General features: G+C 73.7%; 16 protein-coding genes. 3 read left to right on the top strand and 13 right to left on the bottom strand.

The window, feature by feature from the left end:
- Positions 1-157: 157 nt before the first annotated feature.
- From ACIRD3_RS00570 to ACIRD3_RS00560, 3 genes are all read right to left on the bottom strand, one after another.
- On the bottom strand, positions 158-1,381 hold the full coding sequence (locus tag ACIRD3_RS00570) for an FHA domain-containing protein (protein ID WP_402209379.1): 1,224 nt from the start codon (positions 1,379-1,381) through the stop codon (positions 158-160).
- A 259-nt stretch (positions 1,382-1,640) separates the two neighbouring features.
- Positions 1,641-2,969 (bottom strand): inositol-3-phosphate synthase, encoded by a 1,329-nt coding sequence (locus ACIRD3_RS00565; protein ID WP_402209377.1) that lies wholly within the window; start codon positions 2,967-2,969, stop codon positions 1,641-1,643.
- 326 nt (positions 2,970-3,295) lie between these two features.
- Positions 3,296-4,027, bottom strand: coding sequence for a DedA family protein (locus ACIRD3_RS00560; RefSeq protein WP_402209374.1), 732 nt, complete (start codon positions 4,025-4,027; stop codon positions 3,296-3,298).
- A gap of 198 nt (positions 4,028-4,225) precedes the next feature.
- On the opposite strand from ACIRD3_RS00560, the gene ACIRD3_RS00555 reads away from it, so the two are divergent.
- Both ACIRD3_RS00555 and ACIRD3_RS00550 read left to right on the top strand, forming a co-directional pair.
- Positions 4,226-5,416, top strand: a complete 1,191-nt coding sequence (locus tag ACIRD3_RS00555; RefSeq protein ID WP_402209373.1) for a sensor histidine kinase — start codon at positions 4,226-4,228, stop codon at positions 5,414-5,416.
- Positions 5,407-6,051, top strand: coding sequence for a response regulator (locus ACIRD3_RS00550; RefSeq protein WP_402209371.1), 645 nt, complete (start codon positions 5,407-5,409; stop codon positions 6,049-6,051). Before ACIRD3_RS00555 ends, ACIRD3_RS00550 begins: the two co-directional genes overlap by 10 nt.
- 102 nt (positions 6,052-6,153) lie before the next feature.
- Here the strand turns inward: ACIRD3_RS00550 and ACIRD3_RS00545 are convergent, their stop codons facing one another.
- From ACIRD3_RS00545 to ACIRD3_RS00510, 8 genes are all read right to left on the bottom strand, one after another.
- Positions 6,154-7,533: a dihydroorotase family protein gene (locus ACIRD3_RS00545; RefSeq protein ID WP_402209369.1), complete on the bottom strand. Its 1,380-nt coding sequence runs from the start codon at positions 7,531-7,533 to the stop codon at positions 6,154-6,156.
- On the bottom strand, positions 7,530-8,687 hold the full coding sequence (locus tag ACIRD3_RS00540; RefSeq protein ID WP_402209367.1) for an acyl-CoA dehydrogenase family protein: 1,158 nt from the start codon (positions 8,685-8,687) through the stop codon (positions 7,530-7,532). The genes ACIRD3_RS00545 and ACIRD3_RS00540 overlap by 4 nt, the downstream gene beginning before the upstream one ends.
- A complete protein-coding gene (locus tag ACIRD3_RS00535; RefSeq protein ID WP_402209365.1) occupies positions 8,674-9,780 on the bottom strand; it encodes a PrpF domain-containing protein in 1,107 nt (368 codons plus the stop codon). The genes ACIRD3_RS00540 and ACIRD3_RS00535 overlap by 14 nt, the downstream gene beginning before the upstream one ends.
- Positions 9,777-11,624 (bottom strand): asparagine synthase (glutamine-hydrolyzing), encoded by a 1,848-nt coding sequence (asnB, locus tag ACIRD3_RS00530; RefSeq protein ID WP_402209363.1) that lies wholly within the window; start codon positions 11,622-11,624, stop codon positions 9,777-9,779. Before asnB ends, ACIRD3_RS00535 begins: the two co-directional genes overlap by 4 nt.
- Positions 11,625-11,631: 7 nt before the next feature.
- Positions 11,632-12,426 carry a cupin domain-containing protein gene (locus tag ACIRD3_RS00525; RefSeq protein ID WP_402209361.1) on the bottom strand — a complete coding sequence of 265 codons (795 nt, stop codon included), beginning with the start codon at positions 12,424-12,426 and terminating at the stop codon, positions 11,632-11,634.
- A gap of 50 nt (positions 12,427-12,476) precedes the next feature.
- Positions 12,477-12,662, bottom strand: coding sequence for a 4-oxalocrotonate tautomerase family protein (locus ACIRD3_RS00520; RefSeq protein ID WP_402209359.1), 186 nt, complete (start codon positions 12,660-12,662; stop codon positions 12,477-12,479).
- 169 nt (positions 12,663-12,831) lie between these two features.
- Positions 12,832-13,629, bottom strand: coding sequence for a cupin domain-containing protein (locus tag ACIRD3_RS00515; RefSeq protein WP_402209357.1), 798 nt, complete (start codon positions 13,627-13,629; stop codon positions 12,832-12,834).
- A gap of 110 nt (positions 13,630-13,739) precedes the next feature.
- Positions 13,740-14,951, bottom strand: a complete 1,212-nt coding sequence (locus tag ACIRD3_RS00510) for a hypothetical protein (protein WP_402209355.1) — start codon at positions 14,949-14,951, stop codon at positions 13,740-13,742.
- 250 nt (positions 14,952-15,201) lie between these two features.
- Between ACIRD3_RS00510 and ACIRD3_RS00505 the strand changes: the two genes are divergently transcribed.
- Positions 15,202-16,602, top strand: coding sequence for an acetyl-CoA carboxylase biotin carboxylase subunit family protein (locus ACIRD3_RS00505; protein ID WP_402209353.1), 1,401 nt, complete (start codon positions 15,202-15,204; stop codon positions 16,600-16,602).
- A 52-nt stretch (positions 16,603-16,654) separates the two neighbouring features.
- Here ACIRD3_RS00505 and ssuE read toward each other — a convergent pair whose 3' ends face one another.
- Positions 16,655-17,221, bottom strand: a complete 567-nt coding sequence (ssuE, locus tag ACIRD3_RS00500; protein WP_402209351.1) for an NADPH-dependent FMN reductase — start codon at positions 17,219-17,221, stop codon at positions 16,655-16,657.
- A gap of 128 nt (positions 17,222-17,349) precedes the next feature.
- Complete coding sequence (locus ACIRD3_RS00495; protein WP_402209349.1) at positions 17,350-18,603, bottom strand: MFS transporter; 1,254 nt, start codon at positions 18,601-18,603, stop codon at positions 17,350-17,352.
- Between the last annotated feature and the right edge of the window lie 53 nt (positions 18,604-18,656).

Genomic DNA, 18,656 nt, shown 5'->3' with positions numbered 1-18,656 from the left:
ACTGCCGCCCCGGCGCGCCGCGGGATCAGCCCGCGCTCCCGTACGGCAGTTCGACGGCCTGCCCACCCACCAGCCGTACCCACCACGACGCCCGTAGCCCCGCGACGCCCGTACCACCGTGACGCCCGCGCCGGTCCGGACGACTCCCGCCCCGGCCTCAGCCCAGGCTGGTCAGCTCGTCGCCGCCCCGCGGCCGCCGCGGCGGCTTCGCCCGTACGCCCTCGTCCCGCTCCCCCGGCCAGCGCTGGCCGCTGCGCCGCAGGACCACCCCCGGGACGAGCTCGATCTCGTCGTCGGGACCGAACCCCCGGAGCCGGCGCTCCGGCCCCGCGCCCTCCGGCCGCACACCGCCCGGCCCCCGGCTTCCCGTCCCGGCGCCACCCGCCGGCTGGTCGGGGCGTGGCAGCGGCACCCACGGCGTGGGCTCCTGCCCGGGCCGCAGGGTCCGGATCCGGCTGTGCGCGGAGCTGGTGTCCAGGACCTTGAGGGAGCCCCGGCTGGAGAGCAGGACCAGGTGCTGCCGGCTGACCCGGCCCCGGCGGTCGTCGGAGAGGTGCCGCTCCTCGATCCGCGCGAGGTGGGCCCGCCCGAGGGTGAACTCCCGGCCGTCGTCCTCGGTCAGGTTCTCCCAGGCCCGGCAGACACCGTCGACCAGGATCTTGAGCTGCAGCCGGGGGCGGCGCGGGCCGAGGTCGGTCAGCAGGGTGCCGTGGACGCGGCAGACCACCTTGCCGGAGCGCAGCGCCGGGCTGGGGTTGCAGGGCGTCCGCGGGCAACGCCAGGACCGTTCCAGCACCTCCGAGCGGGGGCGACCACGGAAGTCCAGCAGGTTCCGCGCCTTGAGGCCGTCGCGCTCCCGCTCCCGCGAGACCTCCCGGTCGGCGAACACCCGCATGTCCCGCGGCACCAGCCGGACGGAGCCGTCCGGGCCGCGCAGCGGCTCCAGGAAGTGCTCGCGGTCGCCCTGGATCCACGGGTGCTCGCCCCGGTGGCCGCGGAAGAGGTCGGCGCTGATGACCCTGGTGCCGAGCACCTTCGCGTGGTCGAGCAGGTCCGGGTCGGCCTTGGCGATCGCGGCGATCAGTCCGCGGTCCCGCCACGCGCGCAGCAGCGCCCCCTCGGCGGGGTCGGGGAAGTCGCGGTCCCGGTCGGGGCGCATCAGGCTGTCGTCGGCGATCGCGTGGACGGTGACCTCGCGGTCCCCGGTCCACTCCCGGAGCGCGGCGAGGACCAGGCGCAGCCGTTCCAGCGACCGCTCGCCGGCGCCGCCGAGTTCGGTCGCGCGCACCACGTTGGACAGGTCGAGCAGGAAGTCGGCCTGGGCCGCTGCCCCCCGGAGGTACCGTTCCATGCGGCGGAACGCCGCCAGGTCGCTCGCCACGTCTCTCCCGCCCACGCCGCCGACCTTCCGTGACAGGAGTAGAGGGTATCGGCATCCACGGGTCACCGCCCCGACGTTCCCGCAGTTGATGCGACGTCATGAACGGTGCGCATCAGGCGTGTTCAGCTCAAGTCCGAGAGGCTTCCCCGCCGGACACGCCGGGGCCCGCCACCCCGGAGGCGGCGGGCGGCGGGCCGTCGGCGGCGGGCCGTCGGCGATGGGCGGCGGGCGCGGGGCGGCGGGCGCGGGGCGGGCCGGGTCAGTCCTGGTAGTACTCCATGCCCAGGTGGGTGATCTGCTCCTCGCCCATCAGCCAGCGGAGGGTGTTCTTCAGCTTGGTCTGCTGGATGAACAGGTCGTGCTCGGGGTAGACGGCGGGGGCGTGCTGCGGGCTCTTGAAGTAGAAGGACAGCCACTCCTGGACGCCGCTGAGGCCCGCGCGCTGGGCCAGGTCCATGAAGAGGACCAGGTCGAGGGCCAGGGGGGCGGCCAGGATGGAGTCCCGGCACAGGAAGTCGACCTTGATCTGCATCGGGTAGCCGAGCCAGCCGAAGATGTCGATGTTGTCCCAGCCCTCCTTGTTGTCACCGCGGGGCGGGTAGTAGTTGATCCGCACCTTGTGGTGGAAGTCCCCGTAGAGCTCGGGGTAGAGGCCCGGCTGCAGGATGTGCTCCAGCACGCCCAGCTTGGTCTTCTCCTTGCTCTTGAAGCTGTCCGGGTCCTCCAGCACCTCGCCGTCGCGGTTGCCGAGGATGTTGGTCGAGTACCAGCCGGCCAGCCCCAGCATGCGGGCCTTCAGCATCGGGGCCAGCACGGTCTTCAGCAGGGTCTGCCCCGACTTGAAGTCCTTGCCCGCGACGGGGACGCCGGTCTCCTGGGCGAGTTCGGTCATCGCCGGGACGTCGGTGGTGAGGTTGGGCGCGCCGTTGATGAAGGGCACGCCCTCCTTGAGCGCCGCGTACGCGTAGATCATCGACGGCGGGACGCTCTCGTCGTTCGCGTCCATCGCGGCTTCGAGGGCGGCGACGGTCTCGTGGGCCGCACCGGGCTCGATGTAGATCTCGGTGGACGCGCACCAGATCACCACCAGCCGGTCGCAGTCGTTCGCGGCCTTGAAGGCGCGGATGTCCTGGCGGACGGCCTCGGCGAGCTCGCGCTTGGTCGCCCCGGTCTTGACGTTGGTGCCCTCGAGCAGCCGCACGTAGTGCTGGTCGAAGACGGCCGGCATCGGCTCGATCTCCTTGAGCTGGGCCGCGATCGGCTCGATGTGGTTGTAGCGGTCGAGCACGCCGCACTTCAGCGCGGCTTCGTAGGCGGTGTCGGAGATCGGGTCCCAGGCGCCGAAGACCAGCTGGTCGACGCCCGCCAGCGGCACGAACTCGCGGACGAGCGGGGACCGGTCCTCGGTCCGCTTGCCGAGGCGGATGGTCCCCATCTGCGTGAGCGAACCGACGGGCTCCGCGAGGCCGCGCCGGATCAGCTCGACGCCGGCGATGAAGGTCGACGCCACGGCGCCGAGACCCACGGTCAGAACGCCCAGCCGGCCGGTGGCGGGCTCGATGTGGTGCTTCGTTGTCTCCACGTTCATCCCAGTCTCCAGAGGTGATACCGCGCCGGCGCGCCGTCACCGACGGGGGGCTCGATCACACTGCGCCCGGGTACGGGCCGGTTCGCGCGCCGCGCTCGGCCACGCCCGACTCGTACGCAACCGCTGCGCCAGTGCTCCGGTCGCCGAATCGGCGGGTCATGTGGCGGTGCGTCGGTTGAATGTATCGGCCCGATGTATCGGTCCGATGTATCGCCACGCTATGGGCTCCACGCGTGGCGCGCAAGTGTCAGTTCCGGTACGCCCCGCCGTGGCTGACGCACCGTGAGTCGGCTCGCGCCCCTCCGGTCCGCGGGGCCGCACGGGCCTCAGCCGCGGTGCCGGGCGCCCGGCCGACGGCGCAGCCGCACCAGGAACCAGCGGCCGACGACCAGCAGCGCCACCGCCACGACGCCCTTCGACACCCAGCCCCCGTACTCCTCCACCAGGTGCCAGTTGTCGCCCAGCCAGTACCCCAGCAGCACGAACACCGTGTTCCACACCAGGCTGCCGACGGCGGTCATGGCGGTGAAGGCCGCCAGGGGCATGCGCTGGATCCCCGCCGGTACGGAGATGAGGCTGCGCACCACCGGCACCATGCGGGCGATCAGCACCGCCTTGCGGCCGTGCCGTTCGAACCACGCTTCGGCCCGGTCGATCTCGTGCGCCTTGACGAGCGGGACGCGGGCGGCGAGCGCGCGGGTCCGGTCGCGGCCCAGCAGGGCTCCGGCGGCGTACACGATCCAGGAGCCGACGATCGAACCGATCGTGGTCCAGACGATGACGGCCGGCAGGCTCAGCTCGCCCTGCCCGGCCGCGAATCCGGCGACCGGGAGGATGATCTCACTGGGGATGAACGGCAGAACGGTGTCCACCAGGTTGGTCAGGCCGGCACCCGCGGCGCCGAGGGTGCCCATGACGTCGACGGCCCAGCCGGCGATGCCACCGGCGGGCTCGCCGGAAGCGGAGGCAGCGGCCGCGGTGAAGGCGGTGGAGGCAGCGGCGGCGGAGGCGGTGGAGGCGGCGGTCGAGAGCGACGCGGAGGCCAAGGTTGCGATCATGACGTTCACGCTAGGAGGGCCCACCGGGCCGCCACCATGCGGTCAACCGCCGTCCCCGTTACGGTTTCCCGTAACGCAACCGGCCCCGGCGGCAGCACAGTTCGCCACCGGGGCCGCCCTGCCCGAGGGCGGCGGCCGGGACCGCCGCGGCCCCGGCGATCTTGCCCGGGCGGTACGGCGACACTAGGCTCGGGCTTCGTGCGCGGAGATCCGGCGGGACCCCCAGCCCACCACCTGACGCCCTGGCCGCGCCGGGCCGCGGGCAGACCGATCAGCCGCCTGACCGGCAGTCTGATCGGCTTCCTGACCGCCCTGTTCGGTGCGCTGTACCTCCTCCTCGCCGGTACCGTCCTCGGCCCCTTCCTGCTGCGGCCGCGCAGTCGGCAGCGCGCCCTCGGCGCCCTGATGACCGGGGCGCGCGGGCTGACGGCCCTGGAACGGACCCGGCGCTCCGCCTTCTTCGGCGACCGGTTCCCCGAGCACTACCAGGCGTCCGACCGGAAGCTCCTGCGCTACCTCGCGCTCCGCTGCTCCACGGGACTGCTCTGCGGTGTCGTCACCGGGCTGCTCGGTTTCGGCGCCGTGCTGGCAGGACTGACGGTCGGCGGGGCGGTCCGGGGAACCCTCGGCTGGGAGCAACTGCTCACCCAGGCGCTGCTGGGCGGCGTCCTGCTCTTCCTCGACGTGCAGGGCCTGTGCTCGCTGGCCGCCCTGGACGCCCGGATCGCCCGCGAGTGCTTCGGCCCCTCCGAGCAGGAGCTGCTGCAGCGGAGGATCGACGAACTGGCCACCAGCCGGGCCGCGGTGGTGCGGGCCGTGGACGCGGAGCGCCGGCGCATCGAACGCGATCTGCACGACGGCGTCCAGCAGCGCCTGGTGGCCCTGGGCATGCTGCTGGGCCGGGCCCGCCGGGGCCGGGACCCCGAGCAGGCGGGCGCGCTCCTGCGGCAGGCCCACGAGGAGTCCCGGGGCGTGCTGACCGAACTGCGCGAGGTGGCCTGGCGGGTCTACCCCTCGGCGCTGGACAGCCTCGGCCTCGAGGAGGCCCTGGGCGGGGTGGCCGAGCGGTGCGGCATCCCGCTGCGGACACGGTTCGAGGTCCGCGGGCCGCTGCCCGAGAGCGTGGAGACGGCCGCCTACTTCGTCGTCTCCGAGGCCGTGACCAACGCCGCCAAGCACTCCTCCGCCTCGGCCGTCTCGGTGCGGGTGACGCTCGACGGCGCCCTGCTCACCGTCCGGGTCGAGGACGACGGCACCGGCGGCGCCGACCCGTCCGGCGGCGGACTGTCCGGGCTGTCCAGCCGGGTGGCCGCGCTGGACGGCGTCCTGCACGTCGACAGCCCCGTCGGGGGACCGACCACCATCACCGCGGAGATCCCGTGCGCGTGATCCTCGCCGAGGACTCGACCCTGCTGCGGGAGGGGCTGGTCAGGCTGCTCGTCGAGGAGGGCCACGAGGTCCTGGCCGCGCTCGGCGACGCGGCGACGCTCCTCCAGGAGGTCGAGGAACGGAAGCCGGACGCCGTGGTCGTCGACGTCCGGATGCCCCCGACCCACACCGACGAGGGGCTGCGGGCCGCCGTGGCGATCCGCCAACGCCGGCCGGAGGTGGGCGTGCTGGTGCTCTCGCAGTACGTCGAACGCCACTACGCGGCCGAACTGCTCGCGGCCGGCGCCGAGCGGGTCGGCTACCTGCTCAAGGACCGGGTGGCCCAGGTCGAGGAGTTCCTCGACGCGCTGGAGCGGATCCACGCGGGCGGCGCGGCGATCGACCCGGAGGTCGTCCGCCGACTGGTCCTCCGCACCGCGCACGGCGATCCACTGGCCCGGCTCACCCCGCGCGAGCGCACCGTGCTGGAGGCACTCGCGCAAGGGCACACCAACGCCGCCATCGCGCAGAAGCTGCACATCTCGCTGAGCTCGGTGGAGAAGAACCTGAACGCCGTCTTCGACAAGCTGGAGCTGAGCCAGACCACCGGCTACAGCCGCCGGATCCTGGCGGTGCTGCGCTACCTGGAGTCCTGAGGCGTGTCCGGCGCGCTCCCGGGCGGGCGACCGGCCGCCCGGGAGCGGGGGTCGCGCGCCGGGCGGGCCCGCTCCCCCCGCCGCGCCTTCTGCCCGGCGCCGCTAGTGCCCGTCGCCGGTGAGCCAGCGGCCGTCCGGGGTGCCGAACTCGCCCGTGCGGCGGTCCCAGATGACCTCGCCGCGGCGGATCGTGGTCTCCGGGCGGCCGACCAGGGTGGCGCCCTCGTAGGCCGACCAGCCGCACTTGGACCGGACGTCGTCGGCCGTCATGAACCAGGTCGCGTCGGCGTCGAAGACGACCAGGTCGGCGTCGTACCCGACCTCGATGCGGCCCTTGCTGCGCCCCAGGCCGAAGAGTTCGGCCGGGCGGGCGCTGGCCAACCGGGTGAGCTGGGTCAGCAGGTCGTCGACCGGGCGGTCGGGCCAGCGCTGCCGCATCCCGGTGAAGACGGCGGGCAGCAGTTCCTGCACGCCGGGCAGTCCGGGCGGCGCGTCCGCCGGGGGCCTGGTCTTCTCCTCGACGGTGTGCGGGGCGTGGTCGCTGCCGAGGGTCGCGAGTCCGTCCTGGATGAGCGCCTCCCACAGCCGTTCCCGGTCGCGCTCCTCGCGGATGGCGGGGCTGAGCCGGATGCGGGCGCCGAGGCGGGTGATGTCGTTGCGGGTGAAGGACAGGTGGTGGGGCGTGGCCTCGAAGGTGACCGGCAGGCCGGCCTCCCGGGCGGCCATCAGCAGGTCGCACTCCTCCGCCGAGGAGGTGTGCAGGACGTGCGCCGCGGTGCCGTACGCGCGGACCAGTTCGATGACCCGGGCGACGGCGACGATCCCGCCGGTGCGCGGGCGCGCGGGCTCGTAGGCGCGGTAGCTGGTGGGGCTGGGGAGGTAGCCGTCGAGGAGGTCGAACAGACCGCCGTCCTCGGCGTGCAGGACCACCCGCAGTCCGCCGGCGGCCGCGACCTCGAAGACCTTGGCGAGCACCGCCGGGTCGTGGATGACGTGCGGCGCGGTGTGGTGGCCGGCCATGAACACCTTGACGGAGGTCGCCACCCGCGGGTCGAGGTCGACCAGGGCGTCCACGGTGTCCGCGCCCACGCCCATGTGGAAGCGGTAGTCCACCAGGGACGTGCCCTCGATGAGCGCCGCCTTGGCCCAGGCGTCCTTCGGATCGTGCATCGGCGGCTGGGTGTTGGGCATGTCGATCACGGTGGTGACGCCGCCCGCGGCCGCCGCCCGGCTGCCGTGCGCCCAGTCCTCCTTGTGGGTGAGCCCGGGGGTGCGGAAGTGGACGTGGGAGTCGATCACCCCGGGCAGCACGTGCCGGCCGGCCGCGTCGATGGTCGCGGTGGCGGTCACCGGGGCGTCCGCCGGCAGCAGCGCGCCGATCCGGCCGCCGCGCACCGCGACGGTGCCCGGCCGGACCCCTTCGGGGGTGACCAGCCGGCCGCCGCGGATCACCAGGTCGTACGGGACGTCGTGTTCGGTCATGAGGGCTGCTCCACGGAGATCAACTGACGGCAGAGGTCATTGGTCGGGCCCATCAGGCAGACCGCCCGGACGTCCCGGGCCAGCCGGTTGACCGGGTGGCCCGCGACGAAGCCGGCGCTGCCGAGGTAGCGCTGCACCTGCAGGCAGATCTCCTCGGCCAGGGTCGAGGCCACCACCTTGCTGCGCAGCGTGGTGAGGCCGGGGTCCGGCCCCTCCCGCCGGCCCGCGGCCTCGACGATCGCCCGGGCGCTCTCCACCTGGGCGGACAGGTCGGACAGCCGGTGCCGGGTCAACGGCTGCTCCGTCAGGCGTTGTTGACGGGCCTTGGCGAGCGCCATCCGGTAGACGGCGTCGGCGATGCCGACCGCGACGGCACCCAGGGTGGCTCCCGACTCGCGCACGCCGGCGATGATCGTCGCCGCCTTCCCGACCGGGCCCAGCAGGGCGTCCTCGGGCACCGCGCAGCCGCGCAGTTCGATGAAGCCGGTGGCGGAGGCGCGCATGCCGACCAGGTCCAGGCTGGTGTCCGCGGCCAGTCCGGGGTTGTCGGCCTCGACGAGGTAGAAGCTCTGCCCGTCGCTGCCGTACACCAGGTCTCCGGCACCCGGCTCGGACGACTGGGCGAGGACCAGGTAGACCTGCGCCAGGCCCGCGCCGGTGGTGAAGGCCTTGGCGCCGTCGAGGATCCAGCCGTCCGCGACCCGGACGGCCTTGGTCGCGATGTTGCGCTTGTCGGCGCCGGCGCCGCTCTCGCTCCACGCGGAGGCGGCGAGCCAGGAGCCGTCGGCGAGCCGGGGCAGGTAACGGGCGCGCTGGGCGGGCGTCCCCCACTCGGTGATCCGGGCGCTGACCGCGAAGTGCTGGAACAGGATGATCGAGACGGAGGGGTCGAGGCCGGCCACCTGCTCGACCAGCCGGTTGGTCAGGACGGCGTCGCCGCCCTGGCCGCCGTACTCGCGCGGGACGGCCGCGCCCAGGATCCCGGACGAGCGCAGCGCGTCGAGCACCCGCTCGGGCAGTTCGCCGGCGGTGTCCGCGGCGGCCGCCTCGGCCTCCAGCGTCCGGTACAGCGGCGCGTACCGTTCGCGCAGCGCCTCCCGGTCGTCGGGTCGGGACGCGGCGTCCGCGCGGGTCATGGCTTCAGTGAAGGGCACCGTTCAGTCTCCTCGTCGTGGTCGCGGCGTCGTCCCCGCCGCCGGGCGGCGCGATCGCCAGCGGACCGGACCGGATCCGAGCCTGCTTCCGGCTCACGCTCACCCACGGCAGGACCGGCCCCCGCGGCGAGTCCTCGACCCTGGCGGTCGCACTGGCGCCGCCTCCGGGCGTGGCGATCCCGACCTGCGGCGGGCGTCCCCCGGTCTCCTCGTAGAGCCGGGCCGGCACGGTGCCGGCGGCCGTCACCGCGGCGGCCAGGCAGGTGATGCCGGTCAGCGCCAGCGTCGGGTGCCAGCGCGGCACGCTGATGGCGCGGGCGCTCAGCAGGCCGGGACCGTAGGCCCCCACCATCGCGACCTTGGGGAAGACGCTGGTGTCCGGCAGGCCCAGCAGGGCCGAGGCCGAGCGGCGGATCCGCAGCAGCTCGTCGAAGACCTCGTCGCCCGCCTCGAACAGCTCGCGCTGCGATCCGATCCCCAGTTCCTTCGCGTCGACGAAGACGTAGGGGTTGCCGAGGGACACCAGGGAGGCCTCGTACCCGCCGGAGGGGGTGGTCAGCCGGTCGACCGGACGGCCGGTCATCAGGACCCGGCTCGTGCTACGCCCCGGCGGCTGGACGAAGTACATGGTGAAGCTGCCGCCCTGGCGCCGCGACTCGTCGACCTCGCAGACGATCTGGTCCCCGTTGTTGAGGATCCGCAACCGGACCCGGTCGCCCGGCGCCGGGGGCGGCAGCCACCGGCGGGCGTGGGCGACGACCAGGCTGGCGAGGATCGAGTGGCCGCAGCTGCCCTGGAAGTCGAACGCGTCCAGCCGGTCCGGCAGGCACTGCACGAAGCGGTAGTCCAGGTCGAACAGCGGGTGCGGGGACGGCGCCACGACGGCGATCTTGAGCACGTCGGCGCGCCCGGTCGCCACCAGCCACTCCCGTACCCCGGTGAGCGCCGCCCGCAGTTCGGCCTCGGCCCCGGCCCCGGGCAGGTCGGTCCCGGGCAGGTGGGCCCCGGACGGCAAGGCCCCGCGCAGCTCGGCGGCGTCGAGCACCAGGGTCGGACACGGCGCGCCGTCCGCCTGGGCGATGTACCCGATCACGCGGCCGTCCCGTCGCCGGGGAGGGCGGGCGCTTCGTCCGCCTTCCGTCCGGGGGCCGCGCAGAACTGCTCGATCCACAGCTGGTGGATCATCAGGGACCACAGCGCCAGCGCGGACCGGTCCGAGGGCCGGGTGGCCTGCTCGTCGAACAGCCGGTCCACCCGGGCCGGTTCGACCAGTCCCTGGCAGCGCAGGGCGGCCGGGGACAGGACGTCCCTGGCGAAGCCGTACAGGGCCCCGCCGGGCGCGATCATGGCGGTGATCGGCAGGGTGAACGGCTGCTTCGGCCGGTCGAGCACCGACCGGGGGAGCAGTCCGTCGGCGGCGCGGTACAGCACGTCCTTGCCCCGGCCGGGAGCGATCTTCAGGCCCGCCGGGAGCGACCTGGCGTACCGCTGGACCGAGGGCTGGCAGAACGGCAGCCGCACCTCCACGGAGGCGGACATGCTGAGGTGGTCGACCCGCCGCAGGTGGTAGGCGGGCAGCCGCCGGCCGACCTCGAAGGCGGTCAGGGCCTCCATCCTTCCGCTGCCCGAGGCGGCCAGTTCACCGGCGATCCGCTCGGAGGCCGGCCCCCGGGCCGCGACGTAGTGGCGGTACTCGGCGGTGTACAGCTCGCCGCGCAGCGCGGCCGGCACCGCCGCGAGGGCGTCGACGTACCCGGTGATCCAGTCCTCGCCGGCCGGGGTCTCCACGGCCGCGCGGATCCGGTCGTAGCCGCCGAAGAGCTCGTCGGCGGCGTCGCCGGTGAGCGCCACGGTGAAGCCCGCGTCGCGCACCGCGGCGAACAGCGCGTAGGTGCTGAGCGTGATCGGGTCGGCGTTGGGCTGGCCGAGGTGCCAGACCACGTCGGGCAGCAGGTCGGGGAAGGTCTCCGGGTCGATCTCCACCTGGTGGTGGCGGGTGCCGTTGCGCACAGCGACCTCACGGGCGAAGTGCCGCTCGTCGCCGGGCCACCGGCCGGTGTAGGCGATGTTGAAGCTGTGCAGGGCGTCGGCCGCCTCGGCGGCCAGCGCCGAGACCAGGCTGGAGTCCAGCCCGCCGCTGGTGATCGCCGCCACCGGGACGTCGGCGAGCAGCAGCCGCTGCGTCTCCTCGCGCAGCAGGGCGCGCACCCGCTCGGCGGCGGCCGCCGGGTCGGTGCTCGTCCCCGGGCCGGTGGACGGCTCCGGGTCCGCCGGGACGGACCGCCGGTGGATCCGCAACCCGCCCGAGCGGTTGACCCGCACGGTGGCCGCCGGCGGCAGCACCTGGATCCCGTCGAACATGGTCTGCTCGCCGAACGGGGTCTTCGTCGACAGGTACTCGTCGAGGCCGGGCTCCCAGACGGCGGCCCGCACGTCGCGGAAGGCGAGCAGCGCCGGCAGTTCGGAGGAGAAGTGCAGCTGTCTGCGGTACGCGTCCCACTGGTAGTAGAGGGGCTTCATGCCGAGGTCGTCGGTGGCCAGCAGGAGCGTCGGCTCCTGGCGCAGGTCCATCACGGCGATGGCGTACATGCCGTCGAGGTGGTCGGTGAAGGCCGGTCCGTACTCGGCGTAGAGCGCGGGCAGGACGGAGCCGTCGCAGTCGTCGGCGATCCGGTGGCCGCGGGCCACCAGCCGCCGGCGCAGCTCGGCGTGGTTGTAGATCTCGCCGTTGAACACCACGGTGATGTGCTCGCCGAGGCGGTACGGCTGCCGCCCGCCGACCGGGTCCATGATGGCCAGCCGGTTGATGCCGAGCGCCCAGCCGGGGCCGACCGCCCGGGCCTGGCTGTCCGGCCCGCCGTGGCGCTGGGCGGCGGAGACGGTCCTCAGCTCGTGCGGGGTGACCCGGGCGTCGAAGTGTCCGAAGATCCTGCACACCGGCGCCTCACCTCACCCGCGCCGGGACTCCGGCGCGCTGGTAGAGGACCGGGTCGAAGGGGGTCGGGCCGCCGCAGGTGGCGAACCGGGCGGCGGCCGGGTCCTCGTCGTCGTGCCGGGTGCCGTGCGGGACGCCGGGGGGCGCGAACAGCGCGTCCCCGGGCGAGACGTCGATCCAGCGGTCGGCCAGGTACATCTGCCCCTTCCCTTCGAAGGCGATGAACGCCTCCTCGCTCTCGGGGTGGACGTGCACGTTGAAGTACTCGCCGGGCTGCATCACTCCGCAGTGCAGGCAGAGTTGGGGGGTGCCGGTGCCCGGCCAGAACAGGAAGTTCATCGTCGCGGTCCGGTCGGACGCGGCCACCTGGCCGGTGCCGCCGAAGCCCCGCAGCTGGGTGTCGGTGCGCCACAGGTTGCTGAAGCGGGCGGGCCGCGACCCGTGCGCGCGGCCGGGCAGCAGTCGGGTGCGCCAGACGTAGGCGGTCAGACCGTCGGTGTCCGCCGCGGCGAGGGCGTACCGCTCGCCGGTGGGGGCGTAGACCGCGTCGGCCCTGGCCACCCGCGCCCCGGCCTCACCGGAGCGCGCCTCGCCGGAGCCGGTGAACACGACGACGACGTTCTCCTCGTCCGCCGACTCCGCCGGCTCCCACCGTCCGCCCGCGGGGACCCGGACGACGTCGAGCCGGATGATGCTCGCGCCGAGGTCCGGGCCGACCGCGGTCGCCACCGAGCACCCGGCCTCCGGGCGGAAGGTGAGGTCCGCCGCTCGGACGATCGCACCGACCTGTTCAGAAACGGCCATCGTTGTGCCTTTCCGACGCTCCGGCGGTCGCCGTGCGTCACGTCGAACTGTCAGTTGTCCGAGGCGAGTCGGCCGCCCTTGCCCCAGTGGCTCTGCTCCACGTCGCGGATGATCACGGTGACCGCGTCCTGCGGGCAGCCGGCGATCCTGGACACGGTCGCGGTGACCTCCTCGACGAGTTCGCGCCGGCTCTCCTGCTTGCCGCCGCTCCACCAGTCCACGGTGACCACGGGCATCGGACGCACCTTCTCTCTGGGTCTGTTCTCTGGGTCTGTTCTCTGGTTCCGGTGGTGGTTCGCCTTGCGTCTCAGCTCGATCGACGGACCGTCACCCCGGCGGACCGGGGCGGGGCAGGGCAGGGAAGACCGTCCTGGCCCGCCCCGGGTGGCACGGGGGGCACGGGTCCTAGACGAGCTCGGGCGACAGGCCCGCCGCACGGTAGAGGTCCCGGTCGTACGGGACCGGCCCGCCGACGGAGACGAACAGCTCGGGAGCGCCCGGCCGGTCGGGGTTGCGGGTGCCGTGCAGGGCGCCCGCGCGGGCGAAGACGCCGTCGCCGGGCTCCATGTCGAGCCACCGGTCGCCGAGGAAGAACTGTCCGCTCCCCTCCAGGGCGAACAGCGCGTCCTCGGCGCCCGGGTGGGCGTGGATGTTGAAGGTGTTGCCCGGAGCGCCCATGCCGCTGTTGATGCACAGGTAGGCGCAGCCGTTGCCGGGCCAGTGCGGGAAGTTCATGTAGGCGCGCCGCTCGTTGTCCACCGGCGCGATCTCGCCGGTGCCGGCGAACTTGTGGATGCCCTTCGAGGTGTCGTACACGGTGTTGAAGAGCTTCGGGTCGGAGCCGCGGGGGCTGCCCTCGGGCAGCACCGCCCGCCAGAAGTACACGGTCAGCTCGTCGCTCTCGGCGGTGAAGGTGAGCTGCCGGCCGGTCGGCGCGTAGGCCGTCGAGCCCTTGGTCATCGGGCTGGTCCCGTCGCCCACCTGGGCCGAGCCGGTGCCCTCGAACACGATGGCGGTGGTCTCCTCCTGCCGGTAGACCTCCGGCTTCCAGCTGGCACCGCGCGGGATGCGCACGATGTCGACGGAGACGAAGCGGGCGTCCACGTGCGGGCCGACCGGGCGGCTCACCCGGCAGCCGTCCTCCTCGGTGAACGTCAGCTCGCTGCGGCGGATGACGACGCCGTGCTGGTCAAGACTGGTCACTGCGGTGCTTCCTCTCGATCGATGGGTACTCGATGGGGACTCGGTGCGTGGCGGACGGTGGCCCACGGTGGCCCGGGGCGGCTCCCGGTGGCCCGCGGCGGCGCGCGGGTTCAGGCGAGTGCCCGGTCCCCCGCGGTGCGCGCGCTGATCGTCGCGACGCTCCCCACCGGGAGCTCCAGGGCCGCGTCGAGCGCGGGCACCAGGCGCTCCCCGTAGGCCGCCGCGTAGAGCGGGAAGGACGGCTGGCCGCCCAGGTCCGCGAGGTCCGCCACGAGCCGGTCGGGCAGGGGGGCGAGCCGGTCGATCTCGGTGCGGGAGACGCCCAGGAACTGCGGACGGTCGAACTCCTCGCCGAGCGCCCCGAAGAACCGGGACAGCACCTCGCCCATCTCCGCCTCGTACGAGGTCATCCGGTCGGCGCCGATGGTCGCGCTCACGGACATCCGGTAGGAGTGGCCGAGGTTCATGTAGTTGGGGCAGATGAGCGTCGAGCGCGGGTCCAGCGCCTCGGGCGGGGCCAGCGCGGCGGCGCTCTCGCGCGGCAGGTCCCGCAGCTTGTTGTCCGCGCCGATGCCGCGCAGGCCGTGGCCGCCGTCGTAGAGGGCGTCGACCCAGCCGTCGTAGTCGCCGGTGGTGAGCGAGAAGGTGTTCATCATGTCGATGGGCACCTCGACGGTCCCGCCCGGGACGTGCAGCCCGAGCTGCCGCTCCAGCGAGATCCGGTAGATCATCGCGAAGTAGGCGAAGTTGGTGGCGTGGCGGGCGAGGTCGAGCGCCTCGACGTCCGTCGGGGCCAGGTCGTCCGCGGTGATCTCCGGGACGGGCTGGGTCAGCAGGATCTGGTGCCGGAACCGCGGCCGCTGGCTGAGCACCTGGGTGCGCACCAGCCGGCCGTTGCGGTCGCAGCGCCACCAGGAGTTGGGCTTCCAGCGGTGGTCGGTGACGTTGTTGTGCGTCAGCAGCGTGCGCAGGTGGGTACCGCCGTCGGCGGCACCGGTCGCCCGGCTGATCAGCCGCAGCGCGTACCAGGGGAACGCCAGCATCGGGGCGTAGGCGTTCAGGCTGGCGTGGGTCGAGGTGTGCACGACCATCGGGGAGGAGACGAACCGGTGCAGCGACTCGTCGTCCCACCCCAGGAGCCGGCGCATCCGCTCCCGGTCCGCCGCCGGCGCCCGGTGGACCCGCGGTTCGGCGGCCCGGACGAAGTCCGCCAGCCGCCGGCGCCGGTCGCGGACCTCGGCTCCGGGCGGACCGGCCGGCCGGAACGAGCCCAGCACCTCACCGAGCGTGGGACCGGGGTCCTGATCGTGTTCCGTGGGCACGAAGTCCTCCTGTCGATGCGGTGGCGCGGTGTCGGATGCGGCCGCGCGGGCCTGGAATGCCGGGGCTTCGGAGGCTGTTCTGCCGAGCCTCGTCCACCGGGCTTCGTTCCACCGGGCCTCGAAATGCGGCCGGCCTCGGCGGGCAATCGGCCCACCGGATCCGCCGGATCCACCGGACCCGCCGGCCGCCTCCCCGGGCGGCGATGGCAAAGCTACCCAAGAAGCCGAGCGGACAATACCGGAGCCCCGTGTGGCGTGGGTCACTCGCATTTTTTCGATTGCTTGCGATGGCGCGCCACAAGACCGGCTGTTAGCATCCACCGGGCAATCGGAATTTCGCCGCGAAGGCGTTTCTCCCGAACTCTGGAGCATATCGATGAAGCAGCTCCCCCATGTTCTCCACATCGGCTGGATGCCCCGCGCGGTGGCCGCACTGACCCGCGCCGGGGCGCGCGTCACCTGCGCCGTGGCCCCTGGAGACATCGCAAAAGCCCAGGCAGCAGGCGTGTCGACGGTCGCCGTGACCGACCCGACGAACGTATCGGCCATCCTCGGCGGCCTGGAGCGCGCCGAGGTCCCGGTCGGTGAATTCGACGCGGTCTGCAGCGTCCTGGAGTTCTGCGTCGTGCCGGCCGCGGCCATTTCCGACCTTTACGGTTTCAGCCGTGGCGCTGCGGTGAAATCGCTCGGCATGCGCGACAAGTTCATTCAGAAGCGGAAAGTCCGGGGAGCGGGCGTGGCGACCGCCGCGTGCGAGACGGTGGATTCCTCCGGGGTCCTGGATTTCGATTCACTGGAATTCCCCCGGGTACTCAAGCCGATCGACGGAAAGGGTCAGCACCACACCTTCGTCACGCTCGGCCCCGATCACCTCCGCGAATGCCTGGAAGAGGCGTCCGCGTCGGGCGGCGGCCCGTGGCTGCTGGAGGAGTTCGTCCGCGGCACGGAGTTCCACGTCGACGGTCTGGTGCGCGACGGCGAGGTGCTGGTCCTGGGCGTGTCGCGGTACCTGCAGAACGTCCTCGGGATGCACGACGGCGGCCTGGTCGGCAGCTCGGCCGTCCGGCCCGACCGGCACCCGGAGCTCTACCGGTCGATGCGTTCCCTCGCCGCCACGGCGTTGAAGGCCCTGGAGTACCAGGACGGGGTGTTCCACCTCGAAGCCTTCCAGGCCCCCGACGGGAGCGTCGTGTTCGGCGAGTGCGCGGCCCGGGTGGGCGGCCTGTGGATCGACGACCTCTTCCAGCACGCCTTCCGCGTCAACCTGCGGGACGAGTGGGCCCGCATGGTGCTCGGCCGGCCGGCCGCCCTGACCGCCGAGCCCGGCTACCCGGACGGCGTCGTGTTCGGCGCGGTGTGCCTGCCGGCTCCGCCCGGGGCGCTCCGGGCGATGCCGGCCCGCGAGGAGGTCATGGCCCGTCCCGGTGTGGTGTTCTGCGCCCTGGACGAGGGCCTGCGCAACGAGGTCGGCGCCGCTCCCCAGACCCGGGCCGGACACGCGGTGGTCTCGGCGGCGGACGAGGAGGAACTGTCCCTCCTCCTGCAGGACTTGGTGGACTGGTTCGCGGCGAGCGTCGAGCCGGCTCCGGAGTCGGGGCCGGTGCCGGGGCCGGAGAACGCCCCCGGCACCACCCCGGCCCCGGCCGGCTGACCGGCCGACCGACGGCGTGTGCCGCGGACATCGCGGGCGGCACACGCCGCGGTCAGCGGGCATCGGCCGGGGCGGCCGGCGACAGCACCCGGCCGCCGAGCGCCGCGCAGAAGCGGTCGAGCACCTCCCGCAGCCCGGCCTCGGCCGCGTCCTCGACCGTCACGCCCGCCCGCTCGTCGACGGTGATGCAGCGGTCCAGGACGAACCAGCCCTGGACGACGTGGAACGCCCCCATCGAGGACAGCACCGGGCGCAGCGCGTAGTCGATGGCGAGGACGTGCGCGGTCGACCCCCCGGTGGCCAGCGGCAGGACGGTCTTCCCCGTGAGGGCGTGCTGCGGGAGGTGGTCCAGCAGGCACTTCAGCAGCCCCGAGTACGCCGCCTTGTAGACCGGGGTGGCGATCACCACGGCGTCCGCCAGCTCGAACAGCCGGGCGGCCCGGGCCAGTTCGGGGTGGCCCGGGTCGGTGCCGAACAGCGCGTCGGCGGGCAGGTCGCGGACGTCCAGCGGGAGGACGGTGTGCCCCCGGGCGGCCAGCACCGCGTCCGCGTGGCGCAGCAGTCCGGTGGTGCGGGAGTGTGACGAGGGACTTCCCGAAACTGACAGTACGACAGCCATCGACTCTCACTTCGCCGGAGGGGAACGGTCACGGGCGGGCGCGGTCACGAGCGGCACGGTCGCGGGCGGGCGCGGTCGCGTGCGGCACGATCACGGGCGGGCGCGGTCGCGGGCGGGGCCACGGGCGGTCAGACGGCGGCCTCCTGCGGGGCCGCGATCCGGGCCGTCCGGCGTTCGGCCCAGCGGGCCGCGGGCGGCACGGCGACTCCCGCCGCCAGGAACATCGCGCCGAGCAGCAGGCACCCGGCCCAGCCCCAGCTGACCATCGCGGCGGTGGCGACCACCGGGGTGAGGATCTGCCCGAGGTCGCGGCCGACCCCGTACATCCCCTGGTACTGGCCGACCGCGTGCTCCGGGGCCAGTTCGAAGGACAGCCCCCAGGCACCGGCCGACTGGTACAGCTCCCCCGCCACGTGCACCGCGGCGCCGGCCAGCAGCAGCGCGGCGGCGAGCCACGAGCCCCGCCCGTCGGCGAGGGCGAACAGCACGCAGCAGCCGGCCAGCAGGATCCCGGCGCGCAGCTGGGCCCGGGCGGCTCCGGGCACGGTGTCGGAGCCCTTGCTGGCGCGGACCTGGAAGACCGTGGCCGCGACCGTGTTGATCAGGACGAGCACCGAGTACAGCGCCACCGGCACGTGGGTGCGGGTGGTCATGAAGAGCGGCACGGCCACGGTGAACAGGCCCAGGTTCATGCCGAGCACCGCGTTGAGCATGGTCAGCAGGACGAACGGGCGGTCGCGCAGGACGACCCAGCGCGGGCCGTCCTTCGTCCGCGGCACCGGCGGGACGGCCGGCACCCTCATGGTCGCCGCCGCGGAGACCAGGTAGCACCCGGCGGCGACCAGCACCACCACCAGGTACGCCCGCCGGCTGTCGGCCAGCAGGGCGCCGCCCGCGATGAAGGCGCCCAGCGTCCAGCCGGCGTTGTTGACCGCCCGGAGGTAGGCGCGGGTGTGCACCCGCTGCTCGGGCTTCGCGGATCCGGCGATCAGCGCGCCCTCGGCGGCGAGGCCGGAGGACTCGAAGAGCGTCACCAGGCAGGCCACCACCAGGAATCCGGCGAAGCTGTCGAACAGCACGTAGCCGCAGAGCAGCAGCGCCTCGGCGACCCGCGCGACGGCCCGCAGCCCGCGCGGGCCGAGGACGTCGGACAGGTAGCCCGCCGGTATCCCGGCGGCGAGGCCCACCAGCGAGGCGAGCGTCAGACCGATGCCGACCTGGGAGGCCGGCAGGCCGACCACCCGGGTCAGGTAGAGCGGCAGCACCGTGGTGAAGAGGCCGCGGCCGGCCCGGCTGGTGAGCGCGGCGACGGCGAGCGGCCGGACCGGTCCCGGCTCCGGCACCATCGACCGCCAGAGCCCCGCTGTCCTGGAGTTCGGCATCTGTCTCCCTGTCGTTCGGTGCGCGCCGGGCGCGCGGGTGGGCAAGGCTCCGC

This window comes from Kitasatospora sp. NPDC093550 (genome assembly GCF_044764985.1).
Taxonomy (GTDB): Bacteria; Actinomycetota; Actinomycetes; order Streptomycetales; family Streptomycetaceae; genus Kitasatospora.
This window is presented reverse-complemented; position numbering and strand designations above follow the sequence as displayed.